The organism is Streptomyces megasporus, from assembly GCF_000718985.1.
In the GTDB taxonomy this organism is placed as follows: Bacteria; Actinomycetota; Actinomycetes; order Streptomycetales; family Streptomycetaceae; genus Streptomyces; species Streptomyces megasporus.
Genome location: NZ_JODL01000047.1, coordinates 1 through 20,904, shown reverse-complemented (window position 1 = coordinate 20,904; position 20,904 = coordinate 1). Strand labels below are relative to the sequence as shown.

The following is a 20,904-nucleotide window of genomic DNA, read 5'->3' as shown; positions in this document are numbered from 1 at the left end:
CCACCGCCGCCCGCGCCCCTCAGCTCCAGAGGATGTAGGTCATTTCTTCCCTCTCTTCGCTCTTCTGCGCCCCCCCCCCTGGGTGGGGGAGGAGGGCGGGGGCGCGGTCAGCGGAGACGCGTGCGGGCGCGGGACGTCGGTGGTGGGCGCGGCGGACGTCTCTATCCGCACGCCGCCGCTGTCGCAGCCGGCCAGTGTGAACGCCAGCAGGACGACGACGGCACCGGCCGACGCCACCGCCGTTCGGGCACCGGGCGTCAACGGCACCGTCTGTTCGCCATCCCCACGTCACCTTCCCCGCGCTCCCGGCGGGTGCGTTCGTCCAGTTCCTCGCGCAACCGTGCCAGCGCACGGTGCAGAGTGCTCTTGACCGTACCCGGTGACATGCCCAGCGTCGCCGCCGTCTCCTGGGTGTCCAACTGCTCCCAGTGACGCAGGACGACCACGCTGCGCTGTTTGGGCGCCAGCGTGCCCAGTATGTCGAGGAGCAGGGAGCGGTCGGCGTACTGTTCGAAGCCGTCGTCCACGCCGACCACGTCCGGCGGCGTCTCGGTGGGGATCTCGTTCAGCCGTCGGGAGCGCCACCACTGGGTGCGGGTGTTGAGCATCACACGGCGCAGGTAGGCGTCCGCCAGCGACTTGTCCGCGATGGCGTCCCAGTGGCCGTAGGTGCGGGCCAGGGCGGTCTGGAGCAGGTCCTGGGCGTCCAGCGGGTCGGCGACGAGGCGGCGCGCGGTGCGCAGCAGGGCGTCCTGCCGGGTGCGGACGTACTCCTCGAAGTCCAGTTCTCGTGGTTCCGGCGTCCGTGGTTCCGGCGTCCGCGGTGCCGTCGCCCGTGGTTCCGTCGCCGTGGTGGTCATGCCCGCCTCCCACTTCACCGCGCGGATCCCCCGCGGCTCCTCGTCAGTGCCCCGTCGTGGCCGGTCAGGGCAGGGACGCTACGGAGGAGGTGTTGCGACTCACCGCACGGGAAGGGCACGGACACCGCACGGCTGTCCGACGGTTGTGTAACGGCCGGGGGCGGGATGGACGCGCGGGACGGACACGGAGGACGGGCGGGGTGCGGCGTCGGGCGCCGCACCCCGTGTCACATGCCCCGGGGCCGGCTCTGGGGCAGCCGGTAGACGCCGCCCTCCAACGGCTCCACCAGCCCGTCCGCCACCAGCCCGTCCAGTGCGCGGGCCCGCTGCACCGGCTCGTCCCACACCTCGTCCAGGACGGACTGGGGCACCGGTTCCACCGCCTCCCGCAGGACGGCCAGCAGCCTGCCGCGCACCTGGCGGTCGGTGCCCGCGTAACTCTGGCCGCGGCGCGGCGGACCGTCGTGCGCGGGGGAGCCCGCTCGGCGCCAGGCGCACAGGTCCGCGATCGGACAGCGCGCGCAATCCGGCCGTCGGGCCGTGCACACCAGGGCGCCCAGCTCCATCGTCGCCGCGGCCCAGCGTGCCGCCGTCGCGTCGTCCTCCGGCAGGACGGCCCGGGCGAGCCTGCGCTCGGCGGCGGTGGTGGCGGTCGGCGGGAACTCCCGTCCGCCGAAGGCGCGGGCGAAGACGCGCCGGACGTTGGTGTCCAGCACCGCGTGCCGCTGCCCGTAGGCGAAGGAGGCCACGGCCGCGGCCGTGTACTCGCCCACGCCCGGCAGCGCGAGGAGCTGGGCGTGCTCGCGGGGCACGTCGCCGCCGTGCCGTTCCGTTATGGCGGCGGCGGCGCCGTGGAGGCGCAGGGCTCGGCGCGGGTAGCCCAGCCGCCCCCAGGCGCGCACGGCCTCGCCGGGCGGCTCGGCGGCCAGGTCGGCGGGACGGGGCCAGCGGGCGAGCCACTGCTCGTAGACGGGCAGCACCCGGTTGACGGGCGTCTGCTGGAGCATGAACTCACTGACCATGACCCCCCAGGCACCCGCCTCGGGGCGGCGCCAGGGCAGGTCACGGGCGTGTCGATCGAACCACTCGATGACGGGGGCGTGGAGGTCGGTGGGGGCGGGGGACTCGGGGGGACGGGGATCGGTCGTATGGAGACCGGTGGCGCTGTGCTCGGATGTGGTCGCAGTCATGGCGCTTCCGATCCTGACATGGCGGGGCGCGGCGACGCAGCGGTCCGCGCCGGTGGGGCCTCCGGGACCACCCTTCGTACCCCATGTCGTGCTCCGTCGTGCTCACGCTCCCGTCCCACCCCACCTGCGCACACCTGACTTTCGTCAGGGGCGTGGAACACGGATGGCCGGTAGCGTCGCGAGGGTGAGAGTACGTACCGCCGTACGCGGCACCCTGGCGTGGGCGGTGGTCTGCGTTCCCGTGGCGCTGGGCGACCGGTACGGCCGCACCGGCCCCGTGGAGTGGTGGTGGACGATGGGCGGGCCGGCGGTGCTGGCCGTGGCGGTGGCCCTGGCCCGTACCCGCCCGGTGGTGAGCTGGCTGTTGGCCGCGGGGCTCTCGCTGGCCGCCTCGCCGGGGCTGTTCACCCTCTCCTACGGGCCGGCGCTGGCGGGTTTCGCCGCCGTGCTGGGGTTCAGGGCGGAGCGGACGCGGAGCGCGCTGCGGGCCTTCGCCGCGGTCGCCGCGGTCGGGACGGCCCTGGTTCCGTTGAGGGCACCCGATCCGGTCATGGTGTGGCTCGTCCTCGTCGGGACCTTGCTCTTCGGCTCCGTCTTCCCGTGGCTCGCGGGCCGCTACCGCCGTCAGGACCGGGCCCTGGTGCGCGCCCTGCTGGATCGCGCGGCGCAGTTGGAGCGCGAGCGGACGATGGTGGCCGAGCGGGCCCGGCTGCGCGAGCGTGCCCGGATCGCCGAGGACATGCACGACGCGCTCGGCCACGAGTTGAGCCTGATCGCGCTGCGTGCCGGGGCGCTGCAGGTGACACCGGGATTGGCCGAGGAGCACCGTGCGGCGGCGGGGGAGGTGCGCGCCGCCGCGTCCGACGCGACCGAACGGCTGCGCGAGATCATCGGCGTCCTGCGCGACGATGGCCCCTTCGGAGGGCGTGACCGGAGCCGGCGGGACGGGGCCGGGCAGGCCCCGCTGGCCCCGGTCGGGGAGTCGATCGCCGCCTTGGTGGAGCGGGCGGCCGGCTCCGGACTGCGGGTGCGGTCGGCGGTCGAGGACACCGGAGGACTGCCGGAGCCGGTGGAGCGGGCAGCCCATCGGGTGGTGCAGGAGGCGCTGACCAACGTGGCCAAGCACGCCCCCGGAGCCGCCGTCACCGTGGCCGTCGAGCGCGGCCCGGACGCGGCCACGGTGACCGTCGTCAACGAGCCACCGCCACCGGAGGCACCGGACGGCGCCCGGGGTCCCCGGGGCGCCTTTGGCCACCGGTCCGCCCCGGGGTGCGGCAGCGGGTTGGCCGCCCTGCGGGAGCGGGTGCGGCTGGTCGGCGGGAGGTTCACCGCGGGCAAGCGGCCGGACGGCGGGTTCGAAGTCCGGGCCAGGCTGCCGTACACGGCCGGGAACCGGGCCGGGGCCGGTGCGCGGGGGCTCGACGTACGGGGAGTCACGCTGGGAGCGGGGGCGGAGGAGATCGACATCGCGGCCCTCCGGCTCGTCCAGCAGCAGCGGGTGGGACGGCGTTGGATGCTGAGGACGTCCATGGCGGCGGGCGGCGCCGCGATCACCGTGGTGTCGGCCGTCCTCGGTTGGTACGCCTACACCACCACCCACTCCGTACTGCCCCGCGCGACGTACGAGCGGTTGCGCGTCGGCGACGTGGAGACCGATGTTCGGCGCGGCCTGCCCGATCGGGCGATCTTCGACCCGCCGGTCGACCGTGCGCCCGCCCCTCCGCCCGGAGCCCGCTGCGAGTACTACCGGACCAGCGGCGAATTGTTCACCAGTGTGGCGACCTACCGGCTGTGCTTCGCCGACGACCGTCTGATCGAGAAGACCATCGTGCCGATGGGGGGAGAGCCCGGTGGCGAGGGCCGGAACGACGAGAGCCAGGGCCACGAGAACAGGGGGAACGGAGGTCGGGATGACGGCCTTCGAGGCGACGCCGAACGAGGCGCCGAACGAGAAAGCGTCGAACGGGAAAGCGGCGGAACCGGGGATGACGGAAGCACCGTGGAGGGAGAGCGAAGTGACGGGGGATGAGGCGGGGAAAACGGGGACGGCGGGAGCCGGGGCGATCCGCGTACTGCTTGCCGACGACGAGGCGATGATCCGCGCCGGGGTGCGGGCCATCCTCTCCGCGGATTCCGGGATCGAGGTGGTCGCGGAGGCCGACGACGGACGCGAGGCCGTCGAACTCGCCCGCGCCCACCGGCCGGACGTGGCCCTGCTCGACATCCGCATGCCACGCCTGGACGGGCTGGCCGCCGGTGAGCAGATCGTACGGGCCGTTCCGGACACCGCCGTCGTCATCCTGACCACCTTCTCCGAAGACGCCTACATCACTCGCGCGCTCGGTGGCGGCGCCAGTGGTTTCCTGTTGAAGTCCGGTGATCCGCACGAGCTGCTCTCCGGCGTGCGGGCCGCGGCCGACGGCGGCGCCTTCCTCTCCCCGAAGGTCGCCCGGCACGTCATCAGCGAGTTGGGCGCTCACCGTATGGCACGTGGCGCGGCTGCCCGAGCGCGCACCGAGGCACTCACCAGCCGCGAACGCCAAGTCCTCGCCCTCGTCGGAGAGGGATGTTCCAACGCGGAGATCGCGAGGCGTCTGCACCTCACCGAGGGCACCGTGAAGGGCTATGTGAGCGCCATCCTGGACCGGTTGGAGGTCGGCAACCGAGTCCAGGCGGCGATCGTCGCCTACGAGGCAGGGCTGGTGTGACCCAGCCGCGCGCGCACCCGGTCCGCCAACACGGCCGCCGGTCGCGTCGCCACCCACGTCACCGACAACACCACGACCGTGCCCAACACCGCGCCCGCCACCACGTCGTGCGGGTAGTGCACGCCGATGAACACCCGTGAGAACGCCGTCAGTATCGCCAGGGGCAGCACCACCCAGGCCATCGCCCGCCAGGCGAGCACGACGGCCACCGCCGAACCGAGGGCGATGGTGGCGTGATTGCTGGGGAAGGACCAGTCGCCCGACTCCGGGCAGGGCGCGATGGGAACCGCCGCGCCCACCACGGTCCTGCACGGCCGCTCCTCCCGCACGAGCAACTTGACGGTCTCGCTGACGCCGTACGCCACCGCCACCCCCACCGGGCCGAGCAGAGCCCGTGCGAACGTTCGCGCCCGGGCGCGCCGGACCCGCCAGCACGCCGCGGCGAGGAGCGCGAGGAGAATCAGGATTCCGCCCTCGGTGCCGTACTCGGCGAGGGCGTGCACCCAACCGGGAGTGTCGTGCGCGAAATCGGTGACGTCGCGATAAAGGTCGTCGTGGAGACCGCTGTGAAGATCACTGCTCATGCGTGAACGGTACGGAAGGCGACGAGGCGGTCACACCTGGCGATCGTCGGGTGTCGCCCCTGACGATCGTCAGACCCCGCGAGGCCGTTCATCATAAAAGTTGACCACCTGTGCGGCGGGTAAGACCGTCTGGGTACTTGATGTCTCGTAAGGTTTGCGCGTGGGATCTCTGCGCCATCCGGTTGGACCCCTTCCTTCCTCCATTTACTGGCGGCGAAGGGCGGTTGTGCTTGCGCTCCTGTTGGTCTTGGGGCTGCTCGTCTTCTGGGCGGTCAGGTCCGGGAGTTCCGGCGGTGACGGCGGAAACGACCAGAGCAGCGGGCGGGACGGCGGTCACGCCCCCAGCACCATCACACCCGGGCCCTCCTCCTCCGAGTCTCTGATCAGCGAACATCCCGGCGGGCGCGACGAGGTGAGCGGCGGCGCGGGCGGTGCGGACGGCGGCGTGGACGGCGGTGCGACGGGCGGTTCGGGTGGCTTGGGCGGCACAGGAGGTTCCGAGGGTGCCGACGGCGAGGGAGGCGGCGCCGTGAACGGCGGCGCGGGCGGCGCGGACGGGGGCGCGAACGGTGGTGCGGACACCGGCGTTTCGGGCGGCGCCGAGGCCGTGCCGGCCGATTCCGGCCTCCCGAACTGTCGTCCCGGCTCGGTCGAGGTGACGCTGCGCAGCGTCGAGAACCGGTACGCGCCCGGAGAGAAGCCCACCTTCCGGCTGACCGTGCGCAACGAGGGCGACGGCGCCTGCAAGGTCGACTTCGGCGGTGAGGGCACCGTCTTCACCATCACCGAGGCCGGGGGCGGGGGCGAGAAGGTCTGGAAGTCCGAGGACTGCTCCAAGGGCAGGAGCACCGCCTTCTACCGGGTCCCGGCGGGCGGCACGGCCGTCCACACCCTGGAGTGGGACCGCCGCCACAGCACCCCCGGGTGCGCCACCCCGCGCGACACCGCCAAGGCGGGCACCTATCTGGTCGAGGCCGAGATCGAGGGGCTGGAGGAGAAGGTGCGCACCTCGTTCGTCCTCACCAAGGACTGACCTCCCACCCGACCACGGGCCCGAGACGCAACGGGACCGGAACGAAGGGCTCGGCCCTCGAGCGGGGCCGAGCCCCGGGCCCCGTCCGCGAGACCGCGGCGCCGCTAGACGTACCGCTCCAGGATCGAGGACTCCGCCAGCCGCGACAGGCCCTCACGGACCGACCTGGCCCGCGCCTCGCCGACGCCGTCGACGGTCTGCAGGTCGTCCACGCTCGCGGCCAGCAGCTTCTGCAGCCCGCCGAAGTGCTCGACCAGCCGCTCGATCACGGCGTTCGGCAGCCGCGGCACCTTCGCCAGCAAGCGGTAACCACGCGGTGAGACCGCCGAGTCCAGAGACTCGGGCGAGCCGCTGTACCCCAACGCCCGGGCCACCGTGGGCAGGTCGAGCAGCTCGGTCTGGGAGAGCCGGTCCAACTCGGCCAGCGCCTCGCCGACCGTGCGGGACCGCTTCGCGGTCGGCTCGGGCACGTAGTCGCGGACGACCAGCTCGCGCTCCGGCTCCACGCCCGCGATCAACTCGTCGAGCTGGAGGGAGAGCAGCCGCCCGTCCGTGCCCAGCTCCACCACGTACTCGGCGATCTCCGTGGCGATCCGGCGCACCATCTCCAGCCGCTGTGAGACCGCGGAGACGTCGCGGACGGTCACCAGGTCCTCGATCTCCAGCGCGGAGAGCGTGCCCGCCACCTCGTCCAGACGCAGCTTGTACCGCTCCAGCGTCGCCAGCGCCTGGTTGGCCCGGGACAGGATCGCCGCCGAGTCCTCCAGCACCCGCCGCTGGCCGTCGACGTACAGGGCGATCAGCCGCATCGACTGGCTCACCGACACCACCGGGAAACCGGTCTGGATCGACACCCGCTGCGCGGTGCGGTGCCGGGTCCCCGTCTCCTCCGTGGGGATCGAGGCGTCCGGAACGAGCTGGACGCCCGCCCGTACGATCTTGGTGATGTCCTTGTCGAGGATCAGCGCGCCGTCCAGCTTGCACAGTTCGCGCAGGCGCGTCGCGCTGAACTCCACGTCCAGCACGAAACCGCCGGTGCACAGCGACTCGACGGTCTTGTCCATGCCCAGGACGATGAGCCCGCCGGTGTTCCCCCTCAGAACGCGTTCCAGGCCGTCGCGCAGGGCGGTACCCGGCGCGACGGCGCTCAGCGAGGCGCGCATCAGGCCGTCGGAGCCGGCTGCTGCCCGGTCATTGGCTGCCACGGCACTCCTTCGGGTCATGCGTACGTACGGGCGAGACCAGGGCAAAGTCTACCGGCGGCCGTCGGCGTCTTGTGGCGCGCTCCGACGGGGCCGGGCCGGCAGCATCCGCAGCGCGTCCCCTATGTCCGTGACCTCCGTCACCCGCATCCCCGCCGGCACCTTGCCCGGATCGACCGGCACCAGGGCGTGGGAGAAGCCCAGGCGTGCCGCCTCGGCCAGCCGGCGCTGCACCCCGGTGACCCGCCTGACCTCGCCCGCCAGCCCCACTTCCCCGATCGCCACCAGGTTCTTCGGCAGCGGAGTGTCGCCGGCGGCGCTGGCCAGCGCGAGCGCCATGGCCAAGTCCGCGGCGGGCTCCGACAGCCGCACCCCGCCGACGGTGGCGGTGTAGATGTCGCGCTTGCCCAGGGCGGTGATCCGCCCCCGCTGTTCGAGGACGGCCAGCATCATCGACACCCGCGAGGTCTCCAACCCCGAGGTGGTGCGCCGGGGAGACGGGATCTGGGAGTCCACCGTCAGGGCCTGGACCTCGGCGACGAGGGGACGGCGCCCCTCCAGGGTGACGGTCAGGCAGGTGCCCGGCACCGGTTCGTCCCGTCGGGTCAGGAACAGCCCCGACGGGTCGGCCAGCCCCGTGATCCCCTCGTCGTGCAGCTCGAAACAGCCGACCTCGTCGGTCGCCCCGTAGCGGTTCTTCACCCCGCGCACCAGCCGCAACCGGGCGTGCCGATCACCCTCGAACTGCAGCACCACGTCCACCAGGTGCTCCAGCAGGCGGGGCCCGGCGATGGCCCCGTCCTTGGTGACGTGCCCCACCAGCAGCGTGGACATCCCGCGTTCCTTGGAGGCGCGGATCAGCGCCCCGGCCACCTCCCGCACCTGCGCCATGCCGCCCGGCGCACCGTCGATCTCCGCGGAGGCCACCGTCTGGACGGAGTCCAGGACCAGCAGCGAGGGCTTCACCTCGTCCAGGTGTCCCAGCACCGCGGCGAGGTCCGTCTCGGCGGCCAGGTACAGGTGTTCGTCGAGCGCCCCGATCCGGTCGGCCCGCAGCCGCACCTGCCCGGCGGACTCCTCGCCGGTGACGTAGAGGGTGCGGTGGTCGGGACCGGCGGCCTTGGCCGCCACGTCCAGCAGCAGGGTGGACTTGCCCACGCCCGGCTCGCCGGCGAGCAGCACCACGGCACCCGGCACCAGGCCGCCGCCGAGCACCCGGTCCAGCTCGGGCACGCCCGTGCCGCGCGCGGTGGCCACCTGTCCGTCCACCTGGGCGATGGGCAGCGCGGGAGCCGAGACCCGGCCGGGCGCGGTGGTGCGGACCGCCGGCGCGCCGCCCACCTCCTCGACGGTGCCCCAGGCGTGGCACTCCGGGCAGCGGCCGAGCCACTTGACCGTGGTGTAGCCGCACTCGGAGCAGCGGTAGGAGGGACGGTCCTTGGCGGACGACTTGCGGGCAGCCATGGGCCTCACGGTAGTCGGAGCCTCTGACACCGCGGACCGGCGTCTCGGCCGACGCCTCGGTCGGCATCCCGGTGGGCGGCTCGGCAGACCCCGGTCGACACCCGGGGCCGCGGTACCGATCGGCGCTCCGAGCCGGGCCCGCCACGCTCGTCGGTCCCTTGCTTTCCCGCCTTCCCCCGCTTCACCTCCGACCTTCCCCCGGCCGTTCCTCCGTCTTCACTGTGCGTTTGTGCGTTTTCCCGCAAGTTGTCACCCGTAAGGGTTAAACCCGCGCAAGCATCGCCAGGGATCGTCGGCCTTCCGCCTACGGTCGGCTGGGTGATGAGCACTCGGCGCGAGCACCCCACGCATCCCACCGGCGCACACCGGGCGCACCGTGGCACGCACCGCGCTGCGGCGCAGCCGCCGGTGCGCTTCGGCCCCTACCTGGACCACCTGGACGGGCTGTTCACGTACTGCCTGTCCGTCATGTGCGAGCACGAGGCGGCCATCACCGCCCTGGGCGAGGCCCTGGCCGTCGCCGAACGGCAGCGCCGCAGAGGCCGCACCCCCGGCGACACGGCGCTGCACCGGGCCTGGCTGTACGCGCTGGCCCGCTGGTCCTGCCTGCGGCGCCTCGCCGAACAGCGGAACCGCCCCGAGCCTCCCGAGCTCCCCGGCCCCGTCGCCACCGCGCGCCGCCGCGAGCTGACCGCGCTCGCCTGGCCGGAGGCCGCCGGCACGAGCCCCGAGCAGCGCGAGGCCCTGGAACTGGCCGTGCGCCACCACCTGCCCGTCCACGAGGTCGCCGCCGTGCTCGGCCTGGACCACGACGGCACCGAGCTGCTGCTCTCCAGCGGCGCCTGCGAGGTGGAGCGCACCCGCACCGCGCTCGCCGTCCTGGATCGGGGCGGCTGCGCGGCCGTGGCCCGGCTCGCCGGGGATCGGGAGGTGCTGCTGGGCAGTGCGCTGCGCCGGGAGCTGGTGCGGCACGTGGACGAGTGCCCCGAGTGCCGCCGCACCGCCGAGCGGGTCCTGGCGGGCGGCCCGTGGCCCGGCACCGCGCCCGCGGACACCGGAGCGCTCACCGTGCTGAAGGCGCCGCGCCCGGAGGTGCACGCCGCCATGCTCGCCGCGCTGCGCGCACGGGCCCGGCACACCCCGCGCTTCGACCGGCGCGGCTTCCCCGTCGGGGTCAGGGACCGCGCCGAACGCTTCGACCGGCTGCGCAGCCGCGCGGTGACCACCACGGTCGTGGCGACGGTCGTCGCCGCGCCGGTGCTCGCGCTGTGGGCGGCGTACCGCGGGGCCCCGCCGGTGGACGCCGGTCCGGGCAGCGCCCCGGTCTCGGCGGCCGAGCGGAACGACCGGGGGGACCCGTACGGCATCCACGGGAACCAGGGCCGGGTCGGGAGCACCGACACCTCCCGCGACGGGAACGACCTCCGCGTCGACGTGGCCGACGGTCGGGACGGGGAGACGTCCGTCCCGGACCCGGACGGGTCCGAGGAGGCGGGCGAGGACGGCACGGGCAAGGACGATTCCACGGGCCCGGGACGGCTGACGGTCGAGGCGCAGCCCGCCGGGGACGCCACGCTCGTCACGCTCGCCGCCTCCGGGAGCCGTCCGGTTCGGTGGTCCGTCACCGTGGACGCGCCCTGGCTGCGGCTGAGCCGTACGCACGGGACACTGCGGCCGGGCGAGTCGGTCACGATCACGGTCACCGTGGACCGGGCGCGGGAACCCGCCGGCACGTGGACGGCGCGGATCTCGATCCACCCGGCCAAGGCCGTGATCACCCTCCAGGGACGCGGCACCGCGCCGGTGCCCGCCGACCCGCGGCCGTCCGACCCCCCGGCGCCGGAGCCCTCCGACCCGCCTCCCACCAGCGCGCCGGAGCCGTCCGACCAGCCGCCCCAGTCCTCACCGACCCCGACGACCCCGCCGGCGGAGGCGGACTAGGAGGCTCGGGCCGCCGGTGCGCCACGGTGGCCCTGACACGGGGCCGGAGGCGGTTCGGTCACGTCCCGCGACCCCTGACGAAGGACAGGGGTGTGTCCTGGCGGAAGGCGGAGGTGCGGGGAGGCGGCTCACCGGCAGGCTCGGGGCATGCGAGAACGAACGCCACACCGATCCGCCGTGCACGCGGCCGGAAGTCGCCGACTCCCGCACGGTCGCCGCGAGCCGCTGCCGGGCGGCCCCTCACCACGTCATCCGGGCATCCGGCTCATCGACCGGGAACGTCCGACCGATCCTGCCGGTCCGATGCCGAGGCGCTCGACGTGCCGACGTCGACGATCGGGAGGAGAGGCCTGTCCGCCGGGTGCGGGGCGGGCACCGACGGCCCGGCCGCCAACCGCTCCTCGCACAGCCGGGCCAGTCGCTCGTACCCTGCCGGCCCCATCAGCTCCGTCAGCTCCGGTCGGTACGAGACGTACACCGGTTCGGCGGCCTGGTGGGCGGACGGAGCGCTGGTGCACCACCAGTGGAGGTCGTGTCCGCCCGGGCCCCAGCCACGGCGGTCGTACTCGCCGATCGAGACGTACAGCTTCTGCTCGCCGTCCGGCAACTCCACCCACTCGAACGTCCGCCGGATCGGCAGTTGCCAGCAGACGTCCGGCTTGGTCTCCAGCGGTTCGCGGCCCTCCCGCAGCGCCATCGTGTGCAGCGCGCAGCCAGAGCCGGCCGGGAAACCGGGGCGGTTGAGGAAGATGCACGCGCCCTGGTGCCGTCGGGTCTGTCGCTCACCGTCCTCGGTCACCTCGACCCAGCCGCGCTCGGAGTTTCCCTCCGCGTGGAACTGCCAGAGTTCGGGCGTGAGGCGTGCCGCGTGCGCCGCCACGCGCTGCTCGTCCTCCTCGTCGGAGAAGTGTGCCCCGAGCGTGCAACAGCCGTCGCTCGCGCGCCCCGCGCGGACGCCCTGGCAGCCTCGACCGAAGACACAGCCCCAGCGGGAGGTCAACCACGTCAGGTCGCAGCGGAACACCTGCTCGTCGTCCGCCGGGTCGGGGAACTCCACCCACATCCGGGTGTGGTCGAGGCCGACCTCCTCGTCCCTGGCCCGCCGCGGTTCACCTCCGACGTTCCGACCTTTGCCCTGGTTCGCCGTTTTCGTCTTCGTCACGCCCCCAGGGTATGCACCTCCGTCCGGTCCATGAGGCTCGCCCGGCCGCAGTAGCGTGGCTCCTTATGAGACTCGGTGTCCTCGACGTGGGTTCGAACACGGTGCATCTGCTGGTGGTGGACGCGCACCCGGGCGCCCGCCCGCTGCCCGCCTACTCCCACAAGGCGGAGCTGCGCCTGGCCGAACTCCTCGACTCCGACGGAGCCATACGCCCCGACGGGGTGGAGAAGCTCGCCGCCACCGTCCGGGAGGCCCTGGAGATCGCCGAGGACAAGGGCGTGGAGGACCTGCTGCCGTTCGCCACCTCCGCCGTGCGGGACGCCGCCAACGCCGACCGGGTCCTGGCGCACGTGGCCGCCGAGACGGGCGTGGAGCTGCGGGTGCTCTCCGGCGAGGACGAGGCGCGGCTGACGTTCCTCGCCGCCCGCCGCTGGTTCGGGTGGTCGGCGGGGAGGCTGCTGGTCATCGACATCGGCGGCGGTTCGCTGGAGATCGCGTACGGCATCGACGAGAAGCCCGACACGGCCGTCTCCCTCCCTTTGGGCGCGGGGCGCCTCACCTCGGCCTGGCTGCCCGGCGATCCGCCCGACCCGGCCGACGTCCGCGCGTTGCGGCGCCATGTGCGGCACGAGATAGCCAAGGTCGTCGGGGACTTCAGCCGGCTGAGCGCGCCCGATCACGTGGTCGCCACCTCCAAGACCTTCAAGCAGCTCGTTCGTCTGGCGGGCGCGCCCCGCTCCGGCGAGGGGGCGTTCGTGCAGCGCGAGCTGAACCGCGCCGCCCTGGAGGAGTGGGTGCCCAAGCTGGCCGGCATGTCCGCCGCGGAACGCGCGGGTCTCCCCGGCGTCTCCGAGAGCCGGGCCCGACAGTTGTTGGCGGGGGCGATGGTCGCGGAGGGCGCCATGGACCTCTTCGGCGTGGAGCGGGTGGAGATCTGCCCCTGGGCGCTGCGCGAGGGCGTCATCCTGCGCCGCCTGGACGCCCTGTCGCCCGTCTCCGCCTCGTGAGCTTCCCCACACTCACGCCCCACACGTGCCGGAAAGACCGTCGGGCAGCCGGGTCTTTCCGCGCCGCGCCGTAGGCTGTTCTCCGTGGTCGATCCAGCGGTGCTCTCCTCGGAACCGGACAAGAAGCCGAAGGTCGCCCTCTCCACGGCCTCCGTCTACCCGGAGTCCACGGCGACGGCCTTCGAGATCGCCGCACGCCTCGGTTACGACGGGGTCGAGGTCATGGTGTGGACCGATCCGGTCAGCCAGGACATCGAGGCGCTGCGCAGACTCTCCGACTTCCACGGCGTCCCGGTGCTGGCCGTGCACGCCCCCTGCCTGCTGATCACCCAGCGGGTCTGGTCCAAGGACCCCTGGACCAAACTCCAGCGCTCCCGCGAGGCCGCCGAGAAGCTGGGCGCGGGCACGGTCGTGGTGCACCCGCCGTTCCGCTGGCAGCGCGGCTACGCCCGGGAGTTCGTCCAGGGCGTGTGGCGGATGGCGGACGAGACCGACGTGCGCTTCGCCGTCGAGAACATGTACCCCTGGCGCTACCGCGACCGCGAGATGCTCGCGTACGCCCCCGCCTGGGACCCGACCGAGGACGACTACCGCCACTTCACCCTCGACCTGTCCCACACGGCCACGGCCCGCAGCGACACCCTCGCCATGGTGGACCGCATGGGCGACCGCCTGGCGCACGTGCACATCGCCGACGGTCGGGGCTCCGGGAAGGACGAGCACCTCGTCCCCGGTCGCGGCAACCAGCCGTGCGCCGAGGTGCTGGAGCGTCTGGCCGTGTCCGGTTTCGACGGGAACGTGGTGGTGGAGGTCAACACCCGGCGGGCGATGTCCTCGGCCGAGCGCGAGGCCGACCTCGCCGAGGCGCTGGCCTTCACCCGCCTCCACCTCGGCTCCGCCGCCCCGGCGGCCGGGCAGTGAGCGGTCCCGAGTCGAGCGGCCCCAGGGCGAGCGGCGGGAACGGAACGGGCGCCGGGAACACCGCGCGTCCCGCGCGCCGCCGCGGCCGTCCGACGTCGGCCGCCCGCGCGGCGGGGGAGACCGCACGCGACCGCATCCTCGCCTCGGCCCGCGCCGAGTTCGCCGAACGCGGCTACGACAAGGCGTCGATCCGGGCCATCGCCCGCGGCGCGGAGGTCGATCCGGCCCTGGTCCACCACTACTTCGGCACCAAGGAACAGGTCTTCGAGGCGGCCGTCGAGTTCTCTCTGGCCCCCGTCCGGGACGTGCTGGAACACCTCGCCCCGGACTCCCCCGAGGACCTGGGCCACCGATTCGTCCGGTTCTTCCTCGGACTGTGGGAGGACCCGGCCACCCGCGCGCCCCTGCTGGCGATCGTCCGTTCGGCGGTCACCAACGAGACCGCGGCCCGGATCTTCCGGGGGATGGTGACGCGGGAGCTGATGAAGCGCGTGGCACGCGCCCTGGACGCCCCGGACCGGGAGCTGCGCGTGGAGCTGGCCGCGGCCCAACTGGTGGGCACCGTGATCATGCGCTACGCGATCGGCCTCGAACCACTGGCCTCCGAGAGCGCGGAGGAGCTGATCGAGCGGCTCGCACCGGTCGTCCAGTACCACCTGACCGGACCCGCTCCGGCCGCGGACCCCACCGCGCGCGCCGGCGGAGAACCCCCGCGCGGAGAGTGAACCGGCGTCTTGCCATCCGGACTTTCCGTCCGCACGTTGAGCGGGGAGCGTACGCTCGAAGGCTACGGCCCCAGGGCCGGCACGTACCACGGACCGTCCGCAGGCCGACGTGTCCACGGCTCACGAAGGAGTGGAGCAGCCATGCCCGAGCTGAGGTCCCGTACCGTCACCCACGGTCGCAACATGGCGGGCGCCCGTGCCCTCCTGAGGGCCGCGGGCGTAGCGCGCGAGGACTTCGGCAAGCCGATCATCGCGGTGGCCAACAGCTTCACCGAGTTCGTGCCCGGGCACACCCACCTCCAGCCGGTCGGCCGGATCGTCAGCGAGGCGATCAAGGAGGCGGGCGGCATCCCCCGCGAGTTCAACACCATCGCCGTGGACGACGGCATCGCCATGGGCCACGGCGGCATGCTCTACTCCCTGCCGTCCCGCGACCTGATCGCGGACTCCGTGGAGTACATGACCGAGGCCCACTGCGCCGACGCCCTGATCTGCATCTCCAACTGCGACAAGATCACACCGGGCATGCTGATGGCCGCCCTGCGGCTGAACATCCCCACCGTCTTCGTCTCCGGCGGCCCGATGGAGTCCGGCCGCGCCACCCTCGTCGACGGCACGGTCCGCAAGCTCGACCTGATCAGCGCCATCGCCGAGTCGGCCAACGACGCCGTCTCCGACGAGGACATGGCCCTCATCGAGGAGAACGCCTGCCCGACCTGCGGCTCCTGCTCGGGCATGTTCACCGCCAACTCGATGAACTGCCTCACCGAGGCCATCGGCCTGTCGCTGCCCGGCAACGGCTCGGTCCTGGCCACCCACACCGCCCGCAAGGCGCTGTACGAGGACGCCGGCCGCACCGTCGTGGAGCTGGCCAGGCGCCACTACGAGCAGGACGACGCCTCCGTCCTGCCGCGCGCCATCGCCTCCCGCGCCGCCTTCGAGAACGCCATGGCCCTCGACATCGCCATGGGCGGCTCCACCAACACGATCCTGCACCTGCTGGCCGCCGCGCAGGAGGCCGAGCTGGACTTCGGGCTGGCCGACATCGACGCGGTCTCGCGCCGGGTGCCGTGCCTGTCCAAGGTCGCGCCCAACGGCTCGTACTACATGGAGGACGTCCACCGCGCCGGCGGCATCCCCGCCATCCTGGGCGAGCTGTACCGCGCGGGCCTGCTCAACGAGGACGTGCACACCGTCCACAGCGACTCCCTGGCCGAGTGGCTCAAGACCTGGGACATCCGCGGCGGTTCCCCGTCCCCCGAGGCCGTCGAACTCTTCCACGCCGCCCCCGGCTGCGTCCGCTCCTCCAGCGCCTTCTCCCAGTCCGAGCGCTGGGAGTCCCTGGACACCGACGCGGCGAAGGGCTGCATCCGCGACGTGGAGCACGCCTACTCCAAGGACGGCGGTCTGGCCGTCCTCCACGGCAACCTCGCCGAGGACGGCTGTGTGGTGAAGACGGCCGGCGTGGACGAGTCCATCCTGACCTTCACCGGTCCGGCCGTGGTCTGCGAGTCGCAGGAGGAGGCCGTCGAGAAGATCCTCGGCAAGCAGGTGAAGGAGGGCGACGTCGTCGTCATCCGCTACGAGGGCCCCAAGGGCGGCCCGGGGATGCAGGAGATGCTCTACCCGACCTCCTTCCTCAAGGGCCGTGGCCTGGGCGCCAAGTGCGCGCTGATCACCGACGGCCGCTTCTCCGGCGGCACCTCGGGCCTGTCCATCGGCCACGTCTCCCCGGAGGGGGCGGCGGGCGGCATTATCGCCCTGGTCGAGGACGGCGATCCGATCGCCATCGACATCCCGAACCGCACCATCGAGCTGAAGGTGGACGAGGCCACCCTCGCCGCCCGCCGCGAGGCACTGGGCGGCCGGTACGCGCCGAAGAACCGCGACCGCAAGGTCTCGAACGCCCTGCGCGCGTACGCCGCCATGGCCACCAGCGCCGACAAGGGAGCGGTGCGGGACGTCACCAAGCTCGGCTGACGCCCTCGGCGCCCGTCGCGGCCGGACCCGCATAATCGACACCATGAGCGAGCAGCGGGAGCGCCCCGAGCCCGAGCCGATCCGGTTCTACGGCACCACCTGGGTGGACCACTCCGGTGGTTACGCGGTGCGCCGGATCGGGCTCGCGCTCGGGGCGCTGCTGGCGGCGGCCGCGGGCGCGTACGCACTGCGGCTGGCGTACGAGGGAATGGCGATCGCCCAGACGGGCGACCTGGTCAGCACGCTGCTGGTGGTGGCCTTCGCGGTCTGCAGCTCGATGGCCTTCGCCCGCACCCTGGGCGACTACACCCGCGATCCGGACGACACCCGCGCCGGCGATCCGTCGATGCGCACGATCAAGACGATCGGGTTCATCGGCGTCCTGCTCGCCTACGCCCTGCGCAGTCTGGTCGAGGCCCCGGGCGAGAAGCGGCTGCGCGCCGAGTACGACCGGGCCGTCGAGCGGTACGAGCGCCGCGCCGCCGGCCGTGCCGCCCGGCGCGGCAACCCGGCGGCCCGCGGGGGTACGAAGCCCCGGTCCGGCCGGAGGCGCTGACGGTGCCGCGCCGCCGGACGGGAGGGACCGCGCCCGCGGGCACTGCCGCGGACGGGGGCAATGTCCTGACCACCCCGCGGCTGACGCTGCGCGAGGTGCGCCCGGAGGAGATCGGCCCCCTCCTCAAGGGACGTCCGGCGGCGGGCGCCCGTTGGGCCGAGGGCTATCCCTCCGAAGGGACGCTCGGCGGCCTCGCCCTCGTGGCCCGGATGTTCCTCGCCGACGCCTACCGCCCCGGCTTCGGCCTCTACCAGATCGTGGTGCGGGACGGCGGGGAGACCGTCGGCGACATCGGATTCCACTCGGCGCCGGACGAGAACGGCTCGGTGGAGATCGGCTACGGCCTGGTGGAGACGTACCGGGGCAGGGGCATCGCCACCGAGGCGACGCGCGCCCTGACCACCTGGGCCCTGGGCCTGCCGGGGGTCGCCGAGGTGCGCGCGGAGACGGACCCGGGGCACCTGCCCTCCCAGCGGGTGCTGCTCAAGGCGGGTTTCCGGGACGTCGGCCTCGACGGCGGGATGCACCGCTTCGTTCTGCGCCGCCCTCTCCCCGGGACGGCGCCCCGAGAAGCATCGCCCCGAGGAACATAGGGGGCCCCGAACCCCACGGCCCCGCGACGGCCTTCGCGAGGGAGCCGCTTCCACACACCTCCCCTGCCACGCCCTCGCCCGGAGCGCTCCGGGCGAGGGCGTGCGCGTGCGTGCCCGGTTCCGCTTGACGCTCGCGGTGACACGGGAGCATTATTCAACACATGATGAATTCCAATGCCGACGCGGCCATCCGGGCCGACGGCCTCACCGTCGTCCGCGGCGGCCGTACCGTTCTCGACGACCTCGCCTTCGAGGTGCCGCGCTCCACCGTCACCGGCCTTCTGGGCCCCAGCGGCTGCGGCAAGTCCACGCTGATGCGCGCCATCGTGGGGACCCAGGCCAAGGTCACCGGCACCCTCGACGTCCTCGGCCGACCGGCCGGGTCCGCAGCGCTGCGCTCCCGCGTCGGCTACGTCACCCAGGAGCCCTCCGTCTACGCGGACCTCACCGCGCGCCAGAACCTGGACTACTTCGCCTCCGTCCTCGGCCTCGCCCGCGCCGACCGCCGCGACCAGGTCGAACGCGCCCTCACCGACGTCGACCTCACCTCCCACGCCGACGTCCTCACCGGGAACCTCTCCGGTGGCCAGCGCTCACGGGTCTCCCTGGCGGTCGCCCTCCTGGGCGCCCCCGAACTGCTGGTCCTCGACGAGCCCACCGTCGGTCTGGACCCGGTGCTCCGCCGCGACCTGTGGAACCTCTTCCACCGCCTCGCCGCCGAACGCGACACCACCCTGCTCATCTCGTCCCACGTCATGGACGAGGCCGACCGCTGCGAACGCCTGCTGCTGATGCGCGCCGGCCGTGTCCTGGCCGACGACACCCCCGAAGCCCTGCGCGCCCGCACCAATACCCCGACCATCGAGGACGCCTTCCTCCACCTGGTCGACACCGCCCGCCGCGAGGAGGCGATCCGGTGAACACCCACCGCACCCTGGCCACCGCCCGTCGCGTCCTGCGGCAGCTCGGCCACGACCGCCGCACGATCGCGCTCCTGCTGCTCGTCCCGGTGCTTCTGCTGACCCTCCTGTACTACGTCTTCGACTCCGACCGCCGCGCCTTCGACGGCATCGGCGCATCGCTGCTCGGCATCTTCCCGCTGATCACGATGTTCCTGGTGACCTCCATCGCCACCCTGCGCGAACGCACCTCGGGGACGTTGGAGCGCCTGCTGTCCATGCCGCTGGGCAAGGCCGACCTGATCCTCGGCTACGCCCTGGCCTTCGGAACGTTGGCCATCGCCCAGGCGGCGCTGGCCACCGGCGTGGCGGTCTGGTTCCTGGACCTCGACTTCGCGGGTTCGCCCTGGCTGTTGCTGCTCGTCGCCCTGCTGGACGCCGTCCTCGGCACGGCACTGGGCCTGTTCGTCTCGGCCTTCGCCGCCACCGAGTTCCAGGTCGTCCAGTTCATGCCCGCGATCATCTTTCCGCAGCTCCTGCTCTGCGGCCTGTTCGCGCCGCGCGACAGCATGCAACCCGTCCTCGAGGCCGTCTCCAACGTGCTCCCCATGTCCTACGCGGTGGACGGCATGAACGAGGTCCTGCGCAGCTCCGACATCACCGGCGACTTCGTCCGCGACGTCGTGGTCGTCGCCGGCAGCGCCGCCCTCGTCCTCGCCCTGGGTGCGGTCACTCTCCGCCGCCGTACGCCCTGACCGCCGGCCACGCGGACGGGAGAAGAGGAAGCGGGACCGCTCGTGGAGAGGGGCCGGGGGGAAACCCGATCACGTCGACGGAGCGGACTTCCAAACCCGCCCGGCACATGCTCGTGACCGCCAGGTGGACGGTCCGACGGCGACGGCACCGCGGGTGCGAGGATGACGGTGCAGCACAGCACGCACCGGATCGGACAAGGTGAGCCGTCCCATGACCCAGAAGATCGCCGTCCTCGGCGCAGGCAAGATCGGCGAGGCCCTGTTGTCGGGCATGATCCGCGCCGGCTGGTCGCCGTCCGACCTCCTGGTCACCACCCGCCGCCCGGAACGTGCCGAGGAACTGCGCACACGGCACGGCGTCACCGTGGTCACGAACGCGGAGGCGGCCAAGACCGCCGACACCCTCATCCTGGCGGTCAAGCCGCAGGACATGGCGGCCCTCCTGGAGGAGCTGGCACCCCACGTCCCCGCCGACCGTCTGGTCATCAGCGCGGCGGCCGGTATCCCGACGACCTTCCTGGAGGAGCGTCTCCCCGAGAGCACCCCGGTCGTCCGCGTGATGCCCAACACCCCGGTTCTGGTGGACGAGGGCATGTCCGTGATCTCCGCCGGTGCGCACGCCGACGAGGCACACCTCGTTCGCGCCGAGGCGATCTTCAAGCCGGTGGGCAAGACGCTGCGCGTTCCGGAGTCACAGCAGGACGCCGCCACGGCCCTCTCCGGCTCGGGCCCGGCGTACTTCTACTACCTCGTGGAAGCCATGACCGACGCCGGCATCCTGCTCGGCCTTCCCCGGGACAAGGCGCACGACCTGATCGTCCAGGCCGCCATCGGCGCGTCGGTGATGCTCCGCGACAGCGGCGAGCACCCGGTCAAGCTCCGTGAGGCCGTCACCTCTCCCGCGGGCACCACGATCAGCGCCATCCGCGAGCTGGAGAAGCACGGTGTCCGCGCCGCCCTCATCGCGGCCCTGGAAGCGGCCCGCGACCGCAGCCGTGAACTGGCCTCGGGCGACAAGAGCTAGCGATTTGGCGCACGGCGACTCGTCGTGTAATGTTCTCCGGGCTGTCACGGAGCCGGTTGGTTCCGGTCAGCCCTTCTGCCGCGTCCTGCGGCGACCACTCACTCGTGTGACAACCCTTCCGGGGGTGGATTACGGCATGCCGTAATGCGTTTCCGGAGCGGCTCGATTAGGAGCCGGCGGGGAAATCCGCTACGGTGAGGTCCGCGCCGGAAACGGCGTGCAGGAAAAGGCAGGACCCCGCCGACCGGGGATTCGGAAACCGAAAAGGGTTCTGATAGAGTCGGGAACAGCGAAGGGAAG

19 protein-coding genes are annotated in these 20,904 nt (G+C 72.9%); 13 read left to right on the top strand and 6 right to left on the bottom strand.

Annotated features, from left to right (window positions below):
* Nucleotides 1-257 precede the first annotated feature (257 nt).
* Both IF47_RS0125990 and IF47_RS0125985 read right to left on the bottom strand, forming a co-directional pair.
* Nucleotides 258-860, bottom strand: coding sequence for a SigE family RNA polymerase sigma factor (locus IF47_RS0125990; RefSeq protein ID WP_078592136.1), 603 nt, complete (start codon nucleotides 858-860; stop codon nucleotides 258-260).
* Nucleotides 861-1,087: 227 nt separating this feature from the next.
* A complete protein-coding gene (locus tag IF47_RS0125985) occupies nucleotides 1,088-2,050 on the bottom strand; it encodes an HhH-GPD family protein (RefSeq protein ID WP_031511445.1) in 963 nt (320 codons plus the stop codon).
* 184 nt (nucleotides 2,051-2,234) lie between these two features.
* Here IF47_RS0125985 and IF47_RS0125980 point away from each other — a divergent pair, with 184 nt between their 5' ends.
* Together IF47_RS0125980 and IF47_RS0125975 are read left to right on the top strand one after the other, a co-directional pair.
* Nucleotides 2,235-4,079: a sensor histidine kinase gene (locus IF47_RS0125980; RefSeq protein WP_157840059.1), complete on the top strand. Its 1,845-nt coding sequence runs from the start codon at nucleotides 2,235-2,237 to the stop codon at nucleotides 4,077-4,079.
* Nucleotides 4,066-4,758: a response regulator transcription factor gene (locus tag IF47_RS0125975; RefSeq protein ID WP_281179543.1), complete on the top strand. Its 693-nt coding sequence runs from the start codon at nucleotides 4,066-4,068 to the stop codon at nucleotides 4,756-4,758. Before IF47_RS0125980 ends, IF47_RS0125975 begins: the two co-directional genes overlap by 14 nt.
* Here IF47_RS0125975 and IF47_RS0125970 read toward each other — a convergent pair.
* Entirely contained in the window at nucleotides 4,737-5,342 is a 606-nt protein-coding gene (locus IF47_RS0125970; RefSeq protein WP_051718247.1) for a phosphatase PAP2 family protein, read from the bottom strand. The genes IF47_RS0125975 and IF47_RS0125970 overlap by 22 nt on opposite strands.
* Before the next feature lie 529 nt (nucleotides 5,343-5,871).
* On the opposite strand from IF47_RS0125970, the gene IF47_RS32040 reads away from it, so the two are divergent.
* Nucleotides 5,872-6,375: a hypothetical protein gene (locus IF47_RS32040; protein ID WP_342667295.1), complete on the top strand. Its 504-nt coding sequence runs from the start codon at nucleotides 5,872-5,874 to the stop codon at nucleotides 6,373-6,375.
* Nucleotides 6,376-6,479: 104 nt separating this feature from the next.
* Here the strand turns inward: IF47_RS32040 and disA are convergent, their stop codons facing one another.
* Together disA and radA are read right to left on the bottom strand one after the other, a co-directional pair.
* The gene (gene disA / locus IF47_RS0125960) at nucleotides 6,480-7,538 is read right to left on the bottom strand and encodes a DNA integrity scanning diadenylate cyclase DisA (RefSeq protein ID WP_051718246.1); all 1,059 of its coding nucleotides are present in this window, start codon (nucleotides 7,536-7,538) and stop codon (nucleotides 6,480-6,482) included.
* A gap of 90 nt (nucleotides 7,539-7,628) precedes the next feature.
* Nucleotides 7,629-9,041 carry a DNA repair protein RadA gene (radA, locus tag IF47_RS0125955; protein ID WP_031511439.1) on the bottom strand — a complete coding sequence of 471 codons (1,413 nt, stop codon included), beginning with the start codon at nucleotides 9,039-9,041 and terminating at the stop codon, nucleotides 7,629-7,631.
* A 321-nt stretch (nucleotides 9,042-9,362) separates the two neighbouring features.
* Here radA and IF47_RS0125950 point away from each other — a divergent pair, with 321 nt between their 5' ends.
* Nucleotides 9,363-10,982, top strand: coding sequence for a BACON domain-containing protein (locus tag IF47_RS0125950; RefSeq protein ID WP_031511438.1), 1,620 nt, complete (start codon nucleotides 9,363-9,365; stop codon nucleotides 10,980-10,982).
* Between the two features lie 265 nt (nucleotides 10,983-11,247).
* On the opposite strand, the gene IF47_RS0125945 is transcribed toward IF47_RS0125950, so the two are convergent.
* A complete protein-coding gene (locus tag IF47_RS0125945; protein ID WP_425423650.1) occupies nucleotides 11,248-12,144 on the bottom strand; it encodes a DUF3109 family protein in 897 nt (298 codons plus the stop codon).
* Nucleotides 12,145-12,209: 65 nt separating this feature from the next.
* Here IF47_RS0125945 and IF47_RS0125940 point away from each other — a divergent pair, with 65 nt between their 5' ends.
* The 9 genes from IF47_RS0125940 to proC all read left to right on the top strand — a co-directional run bounded on the left by IF47_RS0125940 (nucleotide 12,210) and on the right by proC (nucleotide 20,604).
* Nucleotides 12,210-13,151, top strand: coding sequence for a Ppx/GppA family phosphatase (locus IF47_RS0125940; RefSeq protein WP_031511436.1), 942 nt, complete (start codon nucleotides 12,210-12,212; stop codon nucleotides 13,149-13,151).
* A gap of 75 nt (nucleotides 13,152-13,226) precedes the next feature.
* On the top strand, nucleotides 13,227-14,072 hold the full coding sequence (locus IF47_RS0125935; protein ID WP_425423651.1) for a sugar phosphate isomerase/epimerase family protein: 846 nt from the start codon (nucleotides 13,227-13,229) through the stop codon (nucleotides 14,070-14,072).
* The gene (locus IF47_RS0125930; RefSeq protein WP_051718245.1) at nucleotides 14,069-14,797 is read left to right on the top strand and encodes a TetR/AcrR family transcriptional regulator; all 729 of its coding nucleotides are present in this window, start codon (nucleotides 14,069-14,071) and stop codon (nucleotides 14,795-14,797) included. Before IF47_RS0125935 ends, IF47_RS0125930 begins: the two co-directional genes overlap by 4 nt.
* 141 nt (nucleotides 14,798-14,938) lie before the next feature.
* Nucleotides 14,939-16,777, top strand: a complete 1,839-nt coding sequence (ilvD, locus tag IF47_RS0125925) for a dihydroxy-acid dehydratase (protein WP_031511433.1) — start codon at nucleotides 14,939-14,941, stop codon at nucleotides 16,775-16,777.
* A gap of 43 nt (nucleotides 16,778-16,820) precedes the next feature.
* Nucleotides 16,821-17,333 (top strand): hypothetical protein, encoded by a 513-nt coding sequence (locus IF47_RS0125920; RefSeq protein WP_037733402.1) that lies wholly within the window; start codon nucleotides 16,821-16,823, stop codon nucleotides 17,331-17,333.
* Between the two features lie 2 nt (nucleotides 17,334-17,335).
* Nucleotides 17,336-17,926 (top strand): GNAT family N-acetyltransferase, encoded by a 591-nt coding sequence (locus IF47_RS0125915; RefSeq protein WP_051718244.1) that lies wholly within the window; start codon nucleotides 17,336-17,338, stop codon nucleotides 17,924-17,926.
* Nucleotides 17,927-18,087: 161 nt separating this feature from the next.
* Nucleotides 18,088-18,846: an ABC transporter ATP-binding protein gene (locus IF47_RS0125910; protein ID WP_051718243.1), complete on the top strand. Its 759-nt coding sequence runs from the start codon at nucleotides 18,088-18,090 to the stop codon at nucleotides 18,844-18,846.
* Nucleotides 18,843-19,580 carry an ABC transporter permease gene (locus tag IF47_RS0125905; protein WP_031511429.1) on the top strand — a complete coding sequence of 246 codons (738 nt, stop codon included), beginning with the start codon at nucleotides 18,843-18,845 and terminating at the stop codon, nucleotides 19,578-19,580. Before IF47_RS0125910 ends, IF47_RS0125905 begins: the two co-directional genes overlap by 4 nt.
* A 211-nt stretch (nucleotides 19,581-19,791) precedes the next feature.
* Entirely contained in the window at nucleotides 19,792-20,604 is an 813-nt protein-coding gene (gene proC / locus IF47_RS0125900; protein ID WP_031511428.1) for a pyrroline-5-carboxylate reductase, read from the top strand.
* Nucleotides 20,605-20,904: the final 300 nt, after the last annotated feature.